The organism is Pseudomonas sp. CVAP#3 (assembly GCF_018986375.1).
In the GTDB taxonomy this organism is placed as follows: domain Bacteria; phylum Pseudomonadota; class Gammaproteobacteria; order Pseudomonadales; family Pseudomonadaceae; genus Aquipseudomonas; species Aquipseudomonas helvetica.
Map to the genome: position 1 here is coordinate 1 of NZ_JAHMSC010000019.1, position 17,524 is coordinate 17,524.

9 protein-coding genes and 2 pseudogenes are annotated in these 17,524 nt (G+C 58.0%); 4 read left to right on the top strand and 7 right to left on the bottom strand.

Annotation, left to right across the window (positions count from 1 at the left end):
- Nucleotides 1-114: 114 nt before the first annotated feature.
- From KRR23_RS29445 to KRR23_RS24150, 5 genes are all read right to left on the bottom strand, one after another.
- The gene (locus KRR23_RS29445) at nt 115-414 is read right to left on the bottom strand and encodes a GH-E family nuclease (protein WP_216744553.1); all 300 of its coding nucleotides are present in this window, start codon (nt 412-414) and stop codon (nt 115-117) included.
- 182 nt (nt 415-596) lie between these two features.
- Nucleotides 597-992 carry a hypothetical protein gene (locus KRR23_RS24135; protein WP_216744554.1) on the bottom strand — a complete coding sequence of 132 codons (396 nt, stop codon included), beginning with the start codon at nt 990-992 and terminating at the stop codon, nt 597-599.
- The gene (locus tag KRR23_RS24140; RefSeq protein WP_216744555.1) at nt 992-9,220 is read right to left on the bottom strand and encodes a hemagglutinin repeat-containing protein; all 8,229 of its coding nucleotides are present in this window, start codon (nt 9,218-9,220) and stop codon (nt 992-994) included. The genes KRR23_RS24135 and KRR23_RS24140 overlap by 1 nt, the downstream gene beginning before the upstream one ends.
- A gap of 60 nt (nt 9,221-9,280) precedes the next feature.
- Nucleotides 9,281-9,793, bottom strand: a complete 513-nt coding sequence (locus KRR23_RS24145; protein WP_103319800.1) for a toxin-activating lysine-acyltransferase — start codon at nt 9,791-9,793, stop codon at nt 9,281-9,283.
- An 11-nt stretch (nt 9,794-9,804) separates the two neighbouring features.
- The gene (locus KRR23_RS24150) at nt 9,805-11,565 is read right to left on the bottom strand and encodes a ShlB/FhaC/HecB family hemolysin secretion/activation protein (protein ID WP_367880668.1); all 1,761 of its coding nucleotides are present in this window, start codon (nt 11,563-11,565) and stop codon (nt 9,805-9,807) included.
- A 148-nt stretch (nt 11,566-11,713) separates the two neighbouring features.
- Here KRR23_RS24150 and KRR23_RS24155 point away from each other — a divergent pair.
- Nucleotides 11,714-11,869, top strand: a pseudogene (locus tag KRR23_RS24155) (IS5/IS1182 family transposase); the annotation flags it as partial.
- A gap of 1,085 nt (nt 11,870-12,954) precedes the next feature.
- Here the strand turns inward: KRR23_RS24155 and KRR23_RS24160 are convergent.
- Nucleotides 12,955-13,881 (bottom strand): LysR family transcriptional regulator, encoded by a 927-nt coding sequence (locus KRR23_RS24160; RefSeq protein ID WP_064616817.1) that lies wholly within the window; start codon nt 13,879-13,881, stop codon nt 12,955-12,957.
- 176 nt (nt 13,882-14,057) lie between these two features.
- Here KRR23_RS24160 and KRR23_RS24165 point away from each other — a divergent pair, with 176 nt between their 5' ends.
- Both KRR23_RS24165 and KRR23_RS24170 read left to right on the top strand, forming a co-directional pair.
- Nucleotides 14,058-14,897, top strand: a complete 840-nt coding sequence (locus KRR23_RS24165; protein WP_216744556.1) for a pirin family protein — start codon at nt 14,058-14,060, stop codon at nt 14,895-14,897.
- An 88-nt stretch (nt 14,898-14,985) separates the two neighbouring features.
- A complete protein-coding gene (locus KRR23_RS24170; protein WP_216744557.1) occupies nt 14,986-16,065 on the top strand; it encodes an alkene reductase in 1,080 nt (359 codons plus the stop codon).
- Between the two features lie 130 nt (nt 16,066-16,195).
- Here KRR23_RS24170 and KRR23_RS24175 read toward each other — a convergent pair whose 3' ends face one another.
- Nucleotides 16,196-17,059 carry an aldo/keto reductase family oxidoreductase gene (locus KRR23_RS24175; RefSeq protein ID WP_216744558.1) on the bottom strand — a complete coding sequence of 288 codons (864 nt, stop codon included), beginning with the start codon at nt 17,057-17,059 and terminating at the stop codon, nt 16,196-16,198.
- Between the two features lie 31 nt (nt 17,060-17,090).
- Here KRR23_RS24175 and KRR23_RS24180 point away from each other — a divergent pair.
- A pseudogene (locus tag KRR23_RS24180) lies at nt 17,091-17,348 on the top strand (LysR substrate-binding domain-containing protein); the annotation flags it as partial.
- Nucleotides 17,349-17,524: the final 176 nt, after the last annotated feature.

A 17,524-nucleotide genomic window follows, 5' to 3' on the forward strand; every position in this document is an offset into this window, starting at 1 on the left:
GCACGCCGCAAATTCCAAGATAGCCATAGATCCCCACCTTTAAAAATGTGGGGTTCATGGAGCGCTTACGATCTAGTTGCCCAAGCGTATGCTCTATGTGCGAAATTAAAGTCATTAATCAGCAGGCCTCGCCCCGCGTGAACGGTTACAGCCCGGACATTCGAGCCTCGTACCTTGGTTATATTCATCCAATACCTCTGAGCGCGTTTTCCCGGATAGATCACGCTGACTCCAAGGTGGCTGGTGGTCTACATCCCAATCTCTGGGACCTTGTCCTGGCGCAACACTCACATCTTTATTGCAAGTAGGACATGCTTTTGTCCCCGGAGCAGAACCAGTTGCCGCGTTATCCCACGAAAAGGGGACGGATTTATTTTCGATGAGCCTGACAGGACTATCACCTTGCTCACACATATAAAATAAATCCGTCCCCTTTTAGACCGTCCCCTTTTAGACCTTTGAGGTTATCTCGCCATTGCACAAGCAAACCTTCCACAAAAAAGGGGACAGACTTATTTATTCGGATTTGTTTATTCGAAAAATAAAATCAAACAAATCCGTCCCCTTTTCGCTCCGATCTTGAATAAACGCCCCAACTAGACTAGAAACTTATTTGAGTAACGCTTCTCTAATCTTTCAGCAGACCTTAGAACAGCGCCCCCATCATTAGGAAAGAAAGTAGAGTACACATGAGCTGCAATTTTCATCAGGGAAACGTAGTCAGGCACTGGGAGACTCGAAGTTTCCACTTCACCCAAAAAGAAATTGACCTCACTAAAATCTTCTGGATTGTCCCAATCCTGATCGAGAGAGTAAAAAAATCCTTCACTCACAGAGAGGCCAACTCCCCGCGAAGCATCATAGATAAAAGCTGGGAAGTTAGTCCTCCCTCTCGCTATAGCAGCCTCTATGAGTTCGTAAAGATCTTCATAATCCAGGCCAGTTGAAGCAAATGACTCCTTGAGTTTCTCAAGCCAAGCCAATCCATCCATCATTTTGTCCTCGGAGGCATAGTGATAAAGGAGTTTGTTATTTCTCCAGTTTTACTGTTACGTGTTACTTGGAAGTGATAGCCATCAACTTTAATACTAGCCTCTCTCAACGCTGGATTGGCTTTGAACAAAGACTCGGCTTGGACTGCCGCTCGGTTAGACATATCAGCCACCCTGCTATCTGGCAGAACATTCGGATCGTAAGTCGTTTTCGTGGATGTAGGCTTATACCCACCCATCAACTCGCCCTTAGTGTTGGTTCTAGGCAACTGGTAGCTATACTCAACAAGGCCAGGATAGCGGACGTCCGTGATTTTGTTGGAAATTTTTGCGCCAGTTATTTCAACCGACTCTAGGAAGGCATCGCTATTGTGAGCACCAGAAATCGTCCCCGCCTTACTATTTCGCACGCCAATCTGGGTGTTATGACCGAGAACTGACTCACCAAAGTTCTTCGAAAGTGTAGAAGCTGCTTGATCTCCAACCGTGGCAGTTGCTTTTGCACCAACTTCTGCACCTTTTAGAGCCAAAGCTCCGCCACCTAACACTCCAAACGCAGTGCCGCCCAGCGCCGCATCCCCACTTGCCACTTCTGCTGCAATGATAGCCGCCTCATTGCACATCACTGGAGCTAACGCACACCCCATCGCAAGTTCCGGTGCTGCCACTGCAAGCGCTGGAGCCCCAGAAGCATACACCCAGCCAGCGACATATTCATGCCCTGGCCCTTCATACCCGTCCCCTTTGGCAAGGGCTCTCTGCGCTTGACTCCTCTCTTCCGGTGTTGCCCCTTGCTTGATCAAATAGGCATCAAGACTGGCAGCCGCCGCTCCGTAACCGGGATCAATCGGAAGTGATATTTCGTTGTTTTCAACCGAATTCTTAGCCGCCTGAGCGCCTGTCCCCGCACCAGCCGAATTGCCTCCAACCAGCCCCCCGGCAAAACCACCCGCCAACGTCGAAAGCGCCGAAATGGTCTGTTTTTCGGTTTCGGTTAGTTCATCAGTGGATTTGTTCGGGTGCAATTGTTTGGCAATGTACTCCCCTACCCCAGCTCCGGCAGCACCTGCCAATGCCGAGTTACCACTGGCTCCAGCAACCACAGCCCCCAACACGGCATGCGCCATTACACCCGCGGTATCGTCGCCATTAGTCATCGTCTTGATTTCTTGGGCGAGGTAAGGAGCCGACGCGCCTGCTAACGCCCCACCAATATTTCCTCCAGCCACCCCTTCAACAATCGCGGTGACGGCTTGGGCCGCTTTTCTGAAGCTGCTGCCCACTCCGTACTCATGACTAACCTGCTCGGCGATTTGCTCATTGGTCGGGTCAGGATTGCCCTTGTCCAACAGCGCCTGTCGGGCAGCCTTCGATTCTTCGCTATTGGAGTCTTGAGCCGCCTTCATTTTTGCCGTAGCGATGGCATCCGCAAGACCATTGGCCAGTTCTACCGAACTCCTTACAAGCTCCATGCGCTCTTGCATGGCCTTTTCATCAGGCTTGTCCAGCTTCTGATTGGCATTTGCGGTATCGCGGTTGAGCCCAACCAAATCATTCGCGCCCTCGGCGCTACGCACGACTATCGTGCCCTCGCTGACCGCGCTGCGGGTGCGGCTGTGGTCCGAGTCAGTCAGCGCCATACCAAACAAACCACCCAGAGAGGCCGTTGGTCCTCCACCACCACCTGAGCTTCCGGACACGCTCACACCAACCGACTGACTCGTGATCTCGCTGACGTTTTTAATGTCACTGACCATCAGCCGATTCGTGTTCAGCAGGTTCTTGTCCGCAGACGCTTCACTGGCAATCACCGCGCCTTGCAGCGTAGTCTTGTCGCCGACATGAATGTTGTAACCACCCGCCCCGGCGAACAGCCCGCTCTGATCCGTCACCGCCTTGTAGTTGCTGTTCATGTTGCCCGCCGCCAGGCTGGCGGAGGCCGTCACGGGGGTGCCTATGCAGAACGGCGGAATGCAAATGCTCCCGCCGAAACCGGCACTGCCCTGCTTGCTCTTCTGCGTCTCGCTGTCCTGGCGCGAGGTGATAGTGAGGTTGCCGCCGATATCCGCCTTGATGCTCTGCGCCCGAACCTGCGCGCCAGCCAGGGTGGTGTCCTGTCCACTGCGCAGGATTAGCGAGCCGGTATCCAGCGTGCTGTTGACCTGGGTGACCGAATCGCCGGTGCCCATGCTCTTGGCGATGGACGCGCCCAGGTCGAGGGTGAAGCCATTCTGTTCGCCGATATTGAAACTGACACCAATGGCGGTTCGGTCGTTATTGCTGTCGTTGGCCCACTTCGCGGTGCTCTGCGCGCTTTCCAGGGTGAGGTTGTTTTTTGCCTGCAACAGCGTATCGGCGGCTTTCAGGCTGCTGCCGATGACATGAATATCGCCCGCCGTTCCCGGCGCGCTGCCATCGGCGATGATCGTCAGGGTTTTACCGGCCGTGAGCGAGCTTTGTTTGGCGGTCTGGCTGTCGTACTCGCTGGTGCTGGTGTTGTGGGTGCTCGCCAGTTCGGTGCCGATCTTGATCAACGAGCCATTGCTCGCGGAAGCGGCTTTCTTGTTCGTATCGTCCGACAGACCATCGTAGGCATCTGACGCCGCGACCCCCAGGTTGTAACCCGCCAACGCTGCCTGCGCCCACTTCACCGCCTTGAGTCGAGGATTGTCCGCGCTGTTCGCGGCTTTGATCGCGCTACGCATGGTGTTGATGCTATCGATCACCATGCCGCCCACCACTCGCCCCACCGCCAGGCTGCGGCTCTCGTCGGTGCTGTTCTGACTCGCGCTTGCCATACCGGCGGCGATCGTCACGTTGGCACCGGTCAGGCTCATGCTCTGGGTGCTGACCAGGTCACTGGCAGTGACGCCGAGCGTGCGACCGGCGTTGAGCGACACATTGCCGGCACTGGAACCGAGGGTGCTGCCGGTCAAGGTGGTTTCCGAGGAGTCACCGGTATGGTTCTGGCTGCTGGTGGACAAATGCTGGTTGCCGGTCATGTCATCGAGGCCCAGCTTGTTCCCCGTCAACACGCCGGTGAAGTCGTGGTTCTTTTCCTTGTGCAGTTCGTTGCGGCTGAAGGTGTTTTGCGCCGCATCGATCTGCAGGTCGCGCCCCGCGCTCACCGAGAGGTCCGCCGTGCTTACCAGTGACGAGCCGCGCACCAGTCCGTCTTGCCCTGCGTGGACATCGACGCTGTTGCCGGAGACCAGGCTGCCGACCGCCGTGGTCCGGCTTTCGTTGACCTTGTCGGTCACTTTGCTGGCCTTGAATCCACCCAGGCTGCGGCTGTTGCTGTCTTTGTCGTGGCGAGTCTGCGTGCTGTCGACCGCGGCGATAATCGAAATATCGTTGCCGGCCTGGAGCTGCGCCGCGCCTTTTTCCGCGACCACTTGGCTACCTTGAACCACCAGGTTGCGACCGGCCTGGACCGCCAGTTGCTGCGCATCGAGGTGCGAGCCCTGGGCTGTGGTTTCACTGGTGGAGTCGCGGGTGGTCGTGGTTTTGCTGGAAAGGAAGCCATTGCTGCCTTTGACCTTGTGCGCTTCGTCGGCGCTGCGCGCGCTCTCGCCGGCCGTCAGATTGACATCCCGCGCCGCCTGGGCAATCACCGCACCGGCGGTGCTGCTGAGGCTGGCGGCACGCGCGTTGAGGTCGTTGCCCGCACGAAGACCCAGGTCGCCCTGGGTCTTAAGGCTGCTGCCACTCTCGCTACGGCTGGTTTCGGTACGCCAGTTGTCTTTGTCCCAGTGGTTGCTCTGGTCGCGACTCTCGATGACCGTCGTCAGGTTCAGGTCACGACCGGCGGACAGGCTGCTGACGCCCGCGCTGCCGCTATTGACCACCTGCGCGCCCTGCAGGTTGATGTCACGTCCGGCAGTGGCCATCAGGCTGGCCGCCGGATCGGAAACGAACAAACCCGCGACCCGCGACAGGTTGGTCTGGCTGCCCTGCGCACTGTGCGTGGTGATCGTGCTGGACCGCACATTCAGATCACGCCCGGCGCTGACCATCAGGCTCTTGTCGGCGGCGATCTGGCCACCGAGGTTGTTCAGGTCCTGCGTCGCATCAAGGCTGACGGCGCTGCCTTGAATGCGCCCTTCCAGGTTATTGAGCGTGTCCGCCTTGATCGCGACCACTTGACGTCCCGACAAGCTCGCGCTGTTGACCAGATTGCCCGTCACGTTCAGGTTCAGTTGCTGCCCGGCCATCAACCCGCCCGCACCGTTGATGTCACCATCACGGACCCGCACATACACCTGCGGCACCAGCACGCTGCGGACTTCGCCACTGGCCAAGGTGACATCCTTGGCCACCAACCAAACGATATCGCTGGTCAGTTGGGCCATTTGTTGCGCGGTCAGGGCCACACCGGGAATCAGCTTCCAGCTATTGGCGTAGGTGACGGCGTTGTCGATCAGGCCTCGGTACTGCGCTTCGTCGTTGGCATAGCCGTCGACGAAACGGCGACCGGTCAGTTGCGCCACCTGCTCGCGAATCAACTTCTGCTCATAAAAACCATCACCCACGCGTTGCTGGGTCGCCGCCGGGTTCAGGTTCAGCCTGCCGAGCATGTAATCCGAAGACAACCATTTGGCATAGTTGGTGAAGCGCGGATCGGTCTCGATCAGATAGCCGGAGGTGCTGCTGGGCATCGACCGAAACAGTGCGTTGTCCGGCAAGGCGCTGTTCACCCCGCCGGTAAGAATGCGCTCTGCCACGCCACCGACGTTGTTGGTGGAATTGGCCAGTACCTCGCTGATCGGCGTGAGGCTGGGTGCAGTGATCGTGCGGCTGGACACCTCGCTAGCGCCCACCTTCCCAAGACTCAGGCCGGCGAGCTGGGTACCACTGCCTTGCGGGGCGGTGTTCTGTTTATAGACCGTCGGTTGCAAGGAAATGGCCTGCACACTGGGCGCCGGGTTGTAGGCGGCAGAGTCGATCCCCTGACGGTCGCGGCCTTTGCGCTGGATGCGATAAAAGTGTTCGAGTGCGCCGCTGTCCGTGGTGACCTGCTGTCCGGCGACTTCGGTGTTGGTCAGGCTGTTGGCGCTGGCTTGCAACGCGCCACCGGCGATGATCCGACTCTTGTCGTTGAGGACCTGGTCGGCGTTGATGCGCAGATTGCCGCCGGCGAGTATTTGCCCGGGGTCGGAACTGGCAATCTGGGTTTGGATCACGACACGGGTCAGGTTGTAGCGGTTCCAGTCGTCATTACTGCCTTCGGGTGTCACCAGAGTGTCGACTTCGTTGTTATAAGTCGAAATCTGATTCGGATCGTAGCGATTGACCGAGCCGGTCAGTTGATACTGTTGCAGCGCCTGGCGCGAGACCTCGACCTCGCGTGTCGAGAAGTGTTCGTTAGTGTTGCGCACAGAAGCTGCGTTCAACGTCAGGCCGCCGAGGGCCTCGATAGTCGCACTGGCGTTATTGAGTTCGCGGGCTTGACCGGTGGCCTGGTAGGCACTGTCCAGCGCCCCACCGATGGCCATGTCACCGACACTGAAGATCAACCCGTGTTCGCTGTTGTTCAGGTATTGCGCACCGATATCCAGCCGTACGCGGGCGGCAATCACCGCCGCCTTGCCGTTTTCGACGGTATTGGTCAGCGTGCCCGCTGCCAGCGACAGCTGGTCACCGTAGATTCGCCCGGTACCCAGGTTGCTCAAGGTGGGCGCGCTCAGCCGAGTGGACTGGCCGTCGATCAGGCCGCGGTTGACCAGCGACTGGCTGGCACTCAGCTGTACCTGCGGGGCACTGATCACACCGAGGGCGGCGTTATCGATTTGCCGGGCCGACAGCGTCAGGAGGTTGCCCGCCTGCAAGCTGGCCTGGTTGCTCAGTAGCCCCGTAGTTGCCAGGGTCAGGTTGCCATTGGCCTGCAGCAGACCGGTATGGACGTAATCGCCATTGAGCGTGAAGGACAGATCACCCAGGCTCAAGGCCTGACCGCCGCCGCTATAGCTGGCGCTGTTGAGCGTCAACGAGCGTCCGGCGACCAAGGTGCCGCCCTGGTTGCTCACGGTTTGGGTTTTAGCCGCCAGGTTACGGTCAGTCAGCAAAAACTGAGTACCGGCCGAGATCTTCCCGGACTGGTTGTTCACTACCCCGCTTCCGGTCAAGGTCAGTGCCTGATCGGCAATGATCGAGCCGCCCTGGTTGCCCAACTGATCGGCGGTAAGGGTGAGGGTGCGCCCACCAATACCTTGATCCAGACCTTGGGTGCCCGCGTTGTCGATCTGCGCCGCGGTCATCAGCAGATCAGCACCGGTGCGAATCAGGCCGCCGCTGTTATCGAGCTTGCCGTCGATAGTGAACTTGAGGTCGCCCAGCGCTTCGATGCGTCCACCGTGATTGTCGAGGCTGGCGCCCACGATTGTCGTACCGGTACCGCTCTGTAGTTGCCCGGCGCCGCCATTGCCGATGGTCCCCGCGTCGATGTCCAGGGCCTGCCCGGCACCGACGAAGCCTGCGGTGTTGAGCAACTGGCCCGAGACCAGCGCGATCGATTGCAGCGCCTCAAGGTGACCGCTCCTGTTGTCCAGCAAGCCGTTCGTGGCCGTCAGTGTCAGGCTCGACTTCACCGAACCGAGGCTGCCTTGGTAGTTGTTCAGCGAGGCGGCGGTGACTTTCAGTGCGCCCTGACTGGCGATCACACCTTGACTGTTATCCAGTGCTCCCTGCAAATCAATGCTCGTGAGTGAAAGGCCGCTCTGCAGGACTTCGCCTTTCACGTTGGACAACTGACCGGCCTTGATCCCCACTTGAGCCGCACTGACTTTGGCGCCATCGGTGCGCAATACCTTCGCGGCAGTGGCGGTCAGCGTGCCCTTCGCGGCCACGCGCGCCCGGCTGACATCGACATCAACCTGGCGGCTGGTGAGCGTCACTTGGGCGGCGGAGGTCTGACTGTCGCTCAAGTCGAGGGCCCCTGCCTGGGCCTGCAAACTCTCGGCGGCGATATTCTGCCCGTGGGCGCTGAGCTGGCCCGAAGCGTCCAGGGTCAATCCGCCGGTCTGACCCAGCTTGCCACTGCTGTCGACCCCGCCGGCCAGGGTCGAGCCGCTGGAGCTGCGCAGGTTCGCAACCGTCACCCGGGTATTGCCCTGGGCGGACACGATACCGCTGTTGTCGAGGTCGGACGAGGTATTGATCGTCAGGTCGCCCTTGGCGTACAGCGTGCCGCTGTTCTGGACTCCGGTGCCTGTCTCGACCGTGGTCGAACCGGCACTGCTGATCTGCCCGCTGTTTTCCAGACGCCCGTCTGCCCGGATGACCACATCGCCGACACTGGCGCCGATCTGCCCGGCATTGCGTACCCCGACACCCGCGCCATTGCCCACCAGGACGATCTTGCCGGCATACATACCGCCCAGTTGCGCGACATCAATGCCGACCACCGGCGTGCCCGCTGCGCCGTTGTCGGCGCTGGTCTTGCCGGCCTGGATGTTCAAGTCCTTGGCCCAGATGCCCGCGTTGACCTCGACGGTGCGCGCGATGACTTCGGTGTAATCGCTGTCACGCGTATCCATCCCGGCACCGTTGACGGTTATCTTGCCGCCGTCGACTTGATAACCCTGCAGTACTCCGTTCTCGAACTGCGCCTTGCCAGTGGTGAGGGTCGCGCGATTGGCGTTGATGAAACCACAGCCATCACAGCTGATCCCGGACGGGTTGGCGATCACCACCTGCGCCCTGGACCCGGCCACTTCGACATAGCCGTTGAGCTGGCTCGGATTGCTCGAATTGACTTCGTTGAGGATCACCCGCGCCGTGCCGCGACCCAACGCCGGATTGGCGTCCACCCAGCCGCCCAGCTGGGTCTGAGTGCTGGTCGCCGAGTTATTGAGGATCACGCCACGCCGATCGACGTCGAACTGTTGATAGGTATTGCGTGACACACCGCCCGCGCTGGGCGCGGTGATGTTGACCTGGGCTACCCCGTTCCCGGTCACCCCGATTCCCGGCTGCTGCGCGACCGGCGCGCCGGGGTCGGCGACCACGGCTGCCTGGGCCGACGAGGCGTCCAGCATGATCAGGCCGAGCGCCGCCATCAGGGCAAAACGCAGGGGTGTCAGGCGGACCACGCAACCGCCGCCAGACGTTGTACCGGCTGCACTACCACCGGCTGATTTCGAGCCGCTGCTCACATTTTCGGCAACCACCATCAACAGGCCACGCGCCTTGTTGAAAATGATCCGATACAGATGCTTGTTAATGATCAATTCCTTTTGAACTGCGCCAGGCCACAGATGCGCCAGACGCCAAAATAATGAGGCCGAAAGCTACTGAAGCAGCGGGTGAGCGGCGAACCAGGCGCGCGCCTCGGCGGGCAGGACGCCGATGCCCTGCCACTTCTTGATACGAAAGCCGCGCTCATCGCCCCGATGCTCCAGGAAGCGGCCAAAGCGTTGCGGCCAGAGCCGACGCAGCAGCAGTCTCGACAGTTGTCGGGTATGCCCGAAAGGCGCGACCCAGTCGCTGATCCAAAGACGCTCGCCACTGTTCCAGTCAGCCTCAGACATGCACACCGGAGCATTGTTCAGATAGCGCTGCTCAGCCTCGGCACTGAGGTTCATCCAGGACATGAAAAACACCGGCGTGCCTTGCTCGCTGGCGAGCATGAACTGGCGCTGCTTGATTGCCGGCAGCAGCAGTGCCGACAAGGTATGCAGCGGCGCATCACGATGCGCCGCCGACTGCATCCACAACCAGACGGCGGAACCGAACACTGTCGCCTCGTTCCAGGGTTCGTCGGACAGCTGGGGGGCAAGGATTTCAAGACTGTCGAAGTGCATGCCGGTCTCCGTCAAAACGACCAGTTGAGGTTGAAGCCCGTGGTTACGGCGGCCGTTTCGAAATGGCTGGGCTTGATGAGCGGTTGGCCGACGAACAGGTCATAGGAGAACTGCTTGTAGCCGCCCCGCACACCGACCACCGAGCCCGCCAGACGGCGCCCGGACAAGGACTGGCTGGAATGTCCGCCGACCTCGCCATAGTCGACGCCGAGATAGAGTTCCTGGCTGCTCTGAAAGACGAACCAGCCCAGGTCATTGCGCAAGGTCCAGCCGCGTTCGGCGGAGAGGATCTGTTCGCCATCGAACCCGCGGACGCTGTAGCGCCCACCAATGGAGAAACGATCCTGAGCGATCAACGGCGAGCGATTCCATTGGCCGCGCCAAGCGCCGATGTAGCGAAATTGCTGCGTCCCCAGACGGAACGGGGTTTGCAACTGGGCGTTGGCGCTGATGATCTTCGGCCGTGACGTCCCCTCGCCGAGGTCTTCTTCCGGTGCTCGCAAGGCATGGTCCGCCCCGGTTCCACGTCGATAGCTCAGGCCCAAATCCAGGGTATTGCTGCCCATGAACTCGCGGTGATCGAGCCCCAGCTCCCAGCCCGCCATGCGCCGGCGCTGCACTTCAATTTCGGTGTCGTCGATAGAGTTGCTGGAGGTGCGCGACCAGCCACTGGCCCATGCCGACGTCTTGCGCACGGCATCGCGGTAGAGCAGTCGTGAAAGTTTCAGTTCGTTGTTGCTACTGTGGCCCTGATAGTCATAAGTCTGATTGCTCCCGGCCACGGTCTGGTGATAGTCGTACTCGCTGGACGTCAGGCCCAGTTGCCAGTAGTCGTACGGCAGCGAATAGTGCAGGGTGTGCCCTTCAGAACCACGATCACCACTTTTGCCGCCGCCCAGGTTGTGGCTGAAACTGGCATAGAACAGGTCATTGAGGCCCAACGGATTGTCCAGCGACAGCGCGACATTGCCCTGATATTTACCGGTGTCGTAGGTGCCCGAGTCGTCCGTCGACAGACTCAGGCGCGCCATGGAAGCTTGCTTCCAGAGGATCACCACATCGCTTTCTCCCGGCTTGGCGTCAGCGTCGTTTGCCGGCGTAATCTGCACGTCAGCTTCGGCCGTGGGCACCCGCTTGAAGTTCTCCAGGGCTTGCTCGATGTCCCGCAGGTTCAACAGATCACCGGGTTGGGCGGGCATGGCGTTCCACAGCGTCGCCCGCGACGAGGTGCCGTCGGCAAACCGAATGTGTTTGATGCGTCCCGGAACCAGTACCAGAGCAAGCGTCCCCTGGCTCAGGTCCTGAGGGGCGGCCAGCACCCGCGTGGTGACGAAACCCCGCGCGATGATCAGGTTCTGTATACGCTTCATGGTCAGGTTGATGCCCGTGGCCCCCAGGCAACGGTTCAGCGCCGGATCGGACGCCGGGTTGGCAGCACGCAGCGCCCACTGGAAGGCGGCTGAATCCTCACCTTCGAGCACGATATGGCGAATCGTGAAGCATGGCGTTTCATTGGCCGGCAGCAGGCCCTGACCATCATCCGGGGAGGCCTTGAGGCGTACGTCAGGAGAGGGTTCGAGCTGCTCGCGCAAGACCCGTTCGCGCTCTTGTTGGCGCAGCAACGACTGTTCCTGCGCGCTCGGCTCTGCCGCCGTGGCGGCAAGACTGGCAAACAGGCTGACGATTGCGAGGGGATACAACGAGCGTTGCACGACGAAACGGCCACGCACAAAAGCACGCAGCCGGGTACACGAATGAGGCTTGAAAAACACGACACTTCCCTGAGAATGAAACTTCCTGCACGCACCCGTTAGTCAGGTGCATTGTCGGACAATTGTAATCGAAAGGTGACAGGATCGAAACAATTAGCAACATTCAATCAGAGAAGCCCCCAGTCTCAGGGAAACAAAGGAGGCATCTCTGTGCCAGCAGCTGGGATTATTCAGAGAAAATCTGGTTGCCATCGACGGCAGTAAATTCAAGGCAGTCAACAATCGTGACCGCAATTTCACCAGTGCCAAACTGAAGCAGCGCATGGAAGAAATTGAATCGAGTATCAATCGGTATCTGAGCTCGGAATTTGCCTATGGCAAACAACGCATGCGGGGGTTGATTGCCCTCCCTGCGCTAGACCGCCATCAATGAGCGCTGCGGACGGCCTGAGCGACTAACGAAGCAGCCAGAATGGGTCCCCAAGACGGGAATCAGCGTATGCAAAACAACGGACTGGATAGGCTCGTGAGAATCAGCCAAGCACTGCCTGAGTGTTCTAACTACATGAGCAGTTATCCCCTACTGGTATCGAATCCGCGCTGACGATTCCCTGTGAGTTCGCAGCGGATTTGGCACCGGCCAGGACCTTGTAAGAAATCCCGAGCTGACCGCTAAAAGCGGCGGCCAACGGATCTTTCGTGGGTTCAGCGGAACTCAATCGGTGCCAACTACCCGCAAAATGGATTGTCACCAAAACCGCAAAAAGTCGGTTGAATTTGCGGTCTGATTGACACTAAGGTGCTTTCGCTGCTTCCGTTTGTCTTCAAAGGCAAGGCTATCTGACATGCGAAAATGCTGGGAAATGAAGAGAAGTATCGGACTGGACTGGTGCCAAAGGCAGCGCGAAAAAGGGCCAAAAGCGGCGTGAACTTACATATCAGCAACTGACTCTCGGGGGCCGGTACTGACAATATTGAAAAGGAAAACGGGATGAAGTCCCGAAAATCTCCCCACAATGAAATAGCCCAACCTTTTCAGATTGGGCCAAGTCATTGAAAAATATGGTCGGGACGGAGCGATTCGAACACTCGCCCCCTAGCACCCCATCTCCTTTTTCATACTTCTTGAAAGCTTCCAAAATTTTACTCTGGATTTTTCCAAGCCAGTATTTGCTTGAGCTCCAGCGGTGTTCTGCTCTACGAGAGTCCAGTAACGTCCATCAAGAGCCGACGTTTTTGTGGGGGGAAAAGTAGAGGAAACCCATCTCATGGCCAAAATCACCATCACAGAACTCGAGTCGTTGACCGCCAACGATGCCGGCCTGTTCCTCAGGGAAGATGGCAATTTGGCCGGTCGAATCTCGGTCCGTAAATACAGATGACGTGACTAATGGTGGAGGACATTACTACCCGTCCCGCTGTGTGAAAGTCATAAGCCCAAATACCGTGTCAAACCTGCTCAGGTAAAACCCTTGCTGGGAATGCTTCCACTTTTAGCTTCTCCATCACCAGTCCTATAAAGGCTGATACCGCCAACGGCAAATGTTGCCGACTGGGATAAAGCACATGCAGGCCGTATCCAGTGCGATGGTAATGCGGTAGCACAGGCACAAGGCGGCCAGCCCGAAGATCGAAATCAACTATCGTGGGCGGCAGCAACGCAATACCCAAGCCAGCCACCGTGGCCTTACGCAATGCCTGAGCCGTGTTTCCATTGAAACGGCTGGTAATCTGCACGTCTTCCTCAACACCGTTTGGCCCATTAAGACGCCACGTGGTGACGCCGCTAGGATGACCGAAACTCACACAGTCGTGATTGACCAGATCCTCTAGCGTAGCGGGCACACCTCGGTTATTGAGGTACTTGGGGCTGGCGACCAAACCTTCATTGCCTGCTCCAATGAGTTGGCGACCGACGTATCCCGAATCCTGCAAAGTGCCCCCTCGAAACGCGATGTCGATCCGATCAGCGATCAAATCGGCGCGCGCATCACTTAGCACGAAGTCAAGCTGAACCCGTGGATGCAAGGCTAGAAAATCGGCCACCCATTCCATAGGGAAGAAGTCGAAGAAATCAGCCATCGCCGCAATGCGCACGATGCCACTCGGCTCCTGGTTTCCCGTCATTAATTGCTGTCCGGCATCGATCAGGCCTTCTACCGCGCCAGAGCAGCGGTCATGAAAAGCCTGACCTGAATGGGTAAGTGTGAGCTTGCGCGTGGAGCGCTGCAGCAGCCGTGTGCCGAGCTGCGCCTCGAGTTGTTGAACGCGTCTGCTTAAGGTGTTGGGCGGCATTCCAAGCTGCCGCGCCGCTTCGGCAAAGCTGCCGTTGCGTACCACTTGTACAAACAAGGCGACGTCATTCAGGTCAATCACTTTATCGCCACCCCTTCGTTAAATGGATTGGTTCAATCCAATTATGCCATCTAATAAAGCAATCCGAATACGCATATCCTTCAGGCATTGCTGCATTTGACCTCCCAGGCAGCCAAAGCGCTGCTCGATGACATTGTCTGGTGGGCCCAGGCGCTCAAAACCCCGAGAGAAAACATATGACCGCCACCGTCGCTGTTCTGCAACGCGCCATTGTCCATCGCACTAAAGGCAGCACCCATGGCCCTATAACGCGGCTTATGAGCCCGGGCGATCTGGGCGAGCTTTTGAAGCCTTTCATTTTCCTTGATATTTTCAGTTTGAACACCAGTCGCGGTAAGTCCAATTTTGGCATGCACCCGCACTCCGGGATCGCGACGGTTACCTTCATGACCAAAGGTAACGTCGCCTATGAAGATACCACCGGTGCGACAGGTGTATTGCTGGCAGGTGGCGTTGAGTGGATGCGCGCCGGTAACGGGGTGTGGCACGACGCTACGCTAGCCAACGAGTCCTCAATGCAGGGATTCCAGCTCTGGGTGGCACTACCGCCGTCGTTGGAAAACGCCCCCGCGCTGAGTGTCTATCTTGCGCCCTCCCAAGTTCCGCAATCAGGCCCGGCGCGCGTGCTCCTGGGCCGCTACGGTAATGCGCAGAGCCTGATTGAAGCGCCGAGTGACATGAACTATCTCGCCGTGAATTTGAAAGACGGCGAGCGCTGGCGGTATACCCCGCCGTCCGGACACACCGTGGCCTGGCTCGCGGTTAATGCAGGACGGCTGGACACAGGGGGCCTGATTAATGCCGGCGAACTCGCCGTATTCGAGGAGTCCGAGCAATACATCGATTTCGTGGCTCAAGGCGAATGCTCATTCGTACTGGGCTCAGCAGTGAAGCATCCGCACGAACTGGTGACGGGCTACTACTCGGTACACACGAGCAGGGCAGCTCTGGCACAGGGCGAAACTGAGATACAGCGCATCGGTGAACGCCTGCGGCAGGAGGGACGACTGAGCTAGCCCCTGAGGCGCGCCTTCAGTCGATACGACTCCCCGCTAAACATCCCACCAATCCTGAATTATTAATCCTCACCTACTGAGATACATCATGACCACGAGCAATCTCGACCTGCTTTTGTCCCCTGCACAAATCGGCTCCCTCCCTCTGAAAAACCACATGGTCATGGCGCCTTTGACGCGAAGCCGCGCCGGTGAAGGTGATGCTCCGACGCCCACCGTGGTTGAGTATTACCGGCAACGTGCCGGTGCCGGACTCATCATCACCGAGGGTTCTCAGGTCTCGGCACAAGGCAAAGGCTATATGAGAACGCCGGGCATCTTCACCTCCGAACAAATCGCCGGCTGGAGACAAGTGACCGACGCTGTTCATGCAGAAGGTGGACGGATATTCCTGCAACTCTGGCATGTCGGACGGCTCTCACATCCATTGGTGCAGATCAACAGCGCCCTGCCAGTAGCACCTTCAGCGATCAAGGCTGATGGCGAGATCTATACGCCTGAGGGACTGAAGTCTTACGAATTGCCACGAGCTCTGGATCTCGATGAGGTTCCTGACGTGATCGCTGATTTTCGCCAAGGTGCTGAAAACGCAAAACGTGCTGGATTCGACGGCGTAGAAATCCATGGTGCAAACGGTTATTTGATCGACCAGTTCCTACGCGATGGCACCAATACCCGAACCGATACCTACGGCGGATCTGTAGAGAATCGCGCTCGATTTCTCAAGGAGGTAGTCGAGTCCGTCATCGAGGTCTTCGGGGCCAGCCGCGTAGGCGTTCGCCTGTCGCCAATCTTCAATTATTTCTCCATGAGCGACAGCGATCCCCAAGCAACTTTCAACTACGCGGCGAAGATGCTCAGTCGCTATGGGTTGGCCTACCTTCACGTGGTTGAACTCGGTGCAGGGCCATTTGATTTCAGAGAACTAAAGCGTCGTTTCGGTGGCACCTACATCGCCAATGGTGGCTATGACGCAGAGCGAGCCGGAACGGCGCTCAGCTTAGGCGATGCTGATCTGGTGTCGTTTGGCACCGCGTTCCTGGCCAACCCGGATTTGGTAGAGCGATTCAAACACAATAGAGCCCTGAACGAAGCCGACCCGACGACGTTCTACCAAGGTGAGGATCGCGGTTACACGGACTATCCGACCATGGCGCAATCCCGATAGGCACTATGAGCAAATTACTGGATTAGACGTCAGTCAGCGTAATGTCTCACGGCGATCGCGAGCCATTCGCTGGCGCTTACTGGGCTGCTTAGTAAAAGCTCCAACTAATCAGCCCTGGACTCGCCGTCCGCTATCCCAGCGCCTCCAACTCGTCCAGCATATCAGGCGCGATTAACAATTCACTCGCGGTGAGATTCTCTCGAAAGTGTGCCACCGAGGAAGTACCAGGAATCAACAAGATATTAGGAGCACATTGCAGCAGCCACGCCAGCGCCACGCACAGAGGTGAAGCTCCCATGCGCGTCGCTACGTTCAAGAGTACTTGCGACTGCAACGGCGTGAAACCACCTAGAGGAAAGAACGGCACATAAGCAATGCCCTGCTGACCCAACTCAGAAATAAGTGTCTCGTCTTCACGGTGAGATAGATTGTAGTGATTCTGCACGCAGACGATGTCAGCGATCCCCTGCGCTTGCTTGACCTGCGATGGCGTGACGTTGCTTACGCCCAAGTGGCGAATGAGCCCCTGGCGTTGTAATTCTACAAGTGTGGTAAATGATTCCTCGATGGCCCCCTCGGCGGGCGATTGCTGGTTGCCCATTGCCCTAAGGTTCACCACATCCAGTACGTCCACACCAAGATTGCGCAGGTTGTCATGCACGGCCTGGGTCAATTCAGCGGGGCTCTGCGCTGGATTCCAGGAGCCATCAGAACCACGGAGTGCGCCGACCTTTGTCACGATGACCAGGTTTTCAGCGTAAGGGTGTAAAGCTTCACGGATCAGTTGGTTGGTCACGTGAGGGCCGTAAAAATCTGCGGTATCAATGTGGTTTACACCCGACGCCAGCGCTTCACGCCGCACGGCAATGGCCGCTTTCGGATCCTTCGGAGGGCCAAAAACGTTAGGTCCCGCCAATTGCATCGCACCGTAGCCCATACGATTTACCGCCCGATCGCCCAATAAGAACGAACCTGCTTTGGCCACTTTGCTCATTTTGTCTACCTCAATCAGAGTATGTGTGAGCGTGGACCCGACTGGGCCGTTGATTGTCAGGGTGGGGGGCGCCGTGGGCCTGACTGTTCAGGCTGCGATTGATGGGCTGGGTATCGTCTACCTGTTTGAGGACTGGCTTCAGCCCTATCTGGAAAGCGGGGCACTTGAACCGGTGCTGGAACCATGGTGGCAGAGCTTTACCGGGCCGTTTCTCTATTACCCTGGTAGACGCTATCTGCCCTCGCCTCTGAGGGCATTTATAGACTTTATCAATGCCCAGCGAACGTAGTTCATCAATAACCATTCGACGAATGTTAAACGCGGAAATGCCTTGAGTCTGAGGTATCACCGGCTCAATGAACGCCGAAACCGCCATAGGCAATGTCACCGACTTAAATAAAGCAGGTGCAGGCCTCTATTGGTGCGCTGATAGTGCGACAGAACACCAACCAGCTCCTTGATATC

Excerpts from the sequence above, each read along its gene's own strand:
- KRR23_RS29445 (WP_216744553.1), bottom strand. The coding sequence starts at position 414 with ATGTGTGAGCAAGGTGATAGTCCTGTCAGGCTCATCGAAAATAAATCC.
- KRR23_RS24135 (WP_216744554.1), bottom strand. The coding sequence starts at position 992 with ATGGATGGATTGGCTTGGCTTGAGAAACTCAAGGAGTCATTTGCTTCA.
- KRR23_RS24145 (WP_103319800.1), bottom strand. The coding sequence starts at position 9,793 with ATGCACTTCGACAGTCTTGAAATCCTTGCCCCCCAGCTGTCCGACGAA.
- KRR23_RS24165 (WP_216744556.1), top strand. The coding sequence starts at position 14,058 with ATGACCGCCACCGTCGCTGTTCTGCAACGCGCCATTGTCCATCGCACT.
- KRR23_RS24170 (WP_216744557.1), top strand. The coding sequence starts at position 14,986 with ATGACCACGAGCAATCTCGACCTGCTTTTGTCCCCTGCACAAATCGGC.
- KRR23_RS24175 (WP_216744558.1), bottom strand. The coding sequence starts at position 17,059 with ATGAGCAAAGTGGCCAAAGCAGGTTCGTTCTTATTGGGCGATCGGGCG.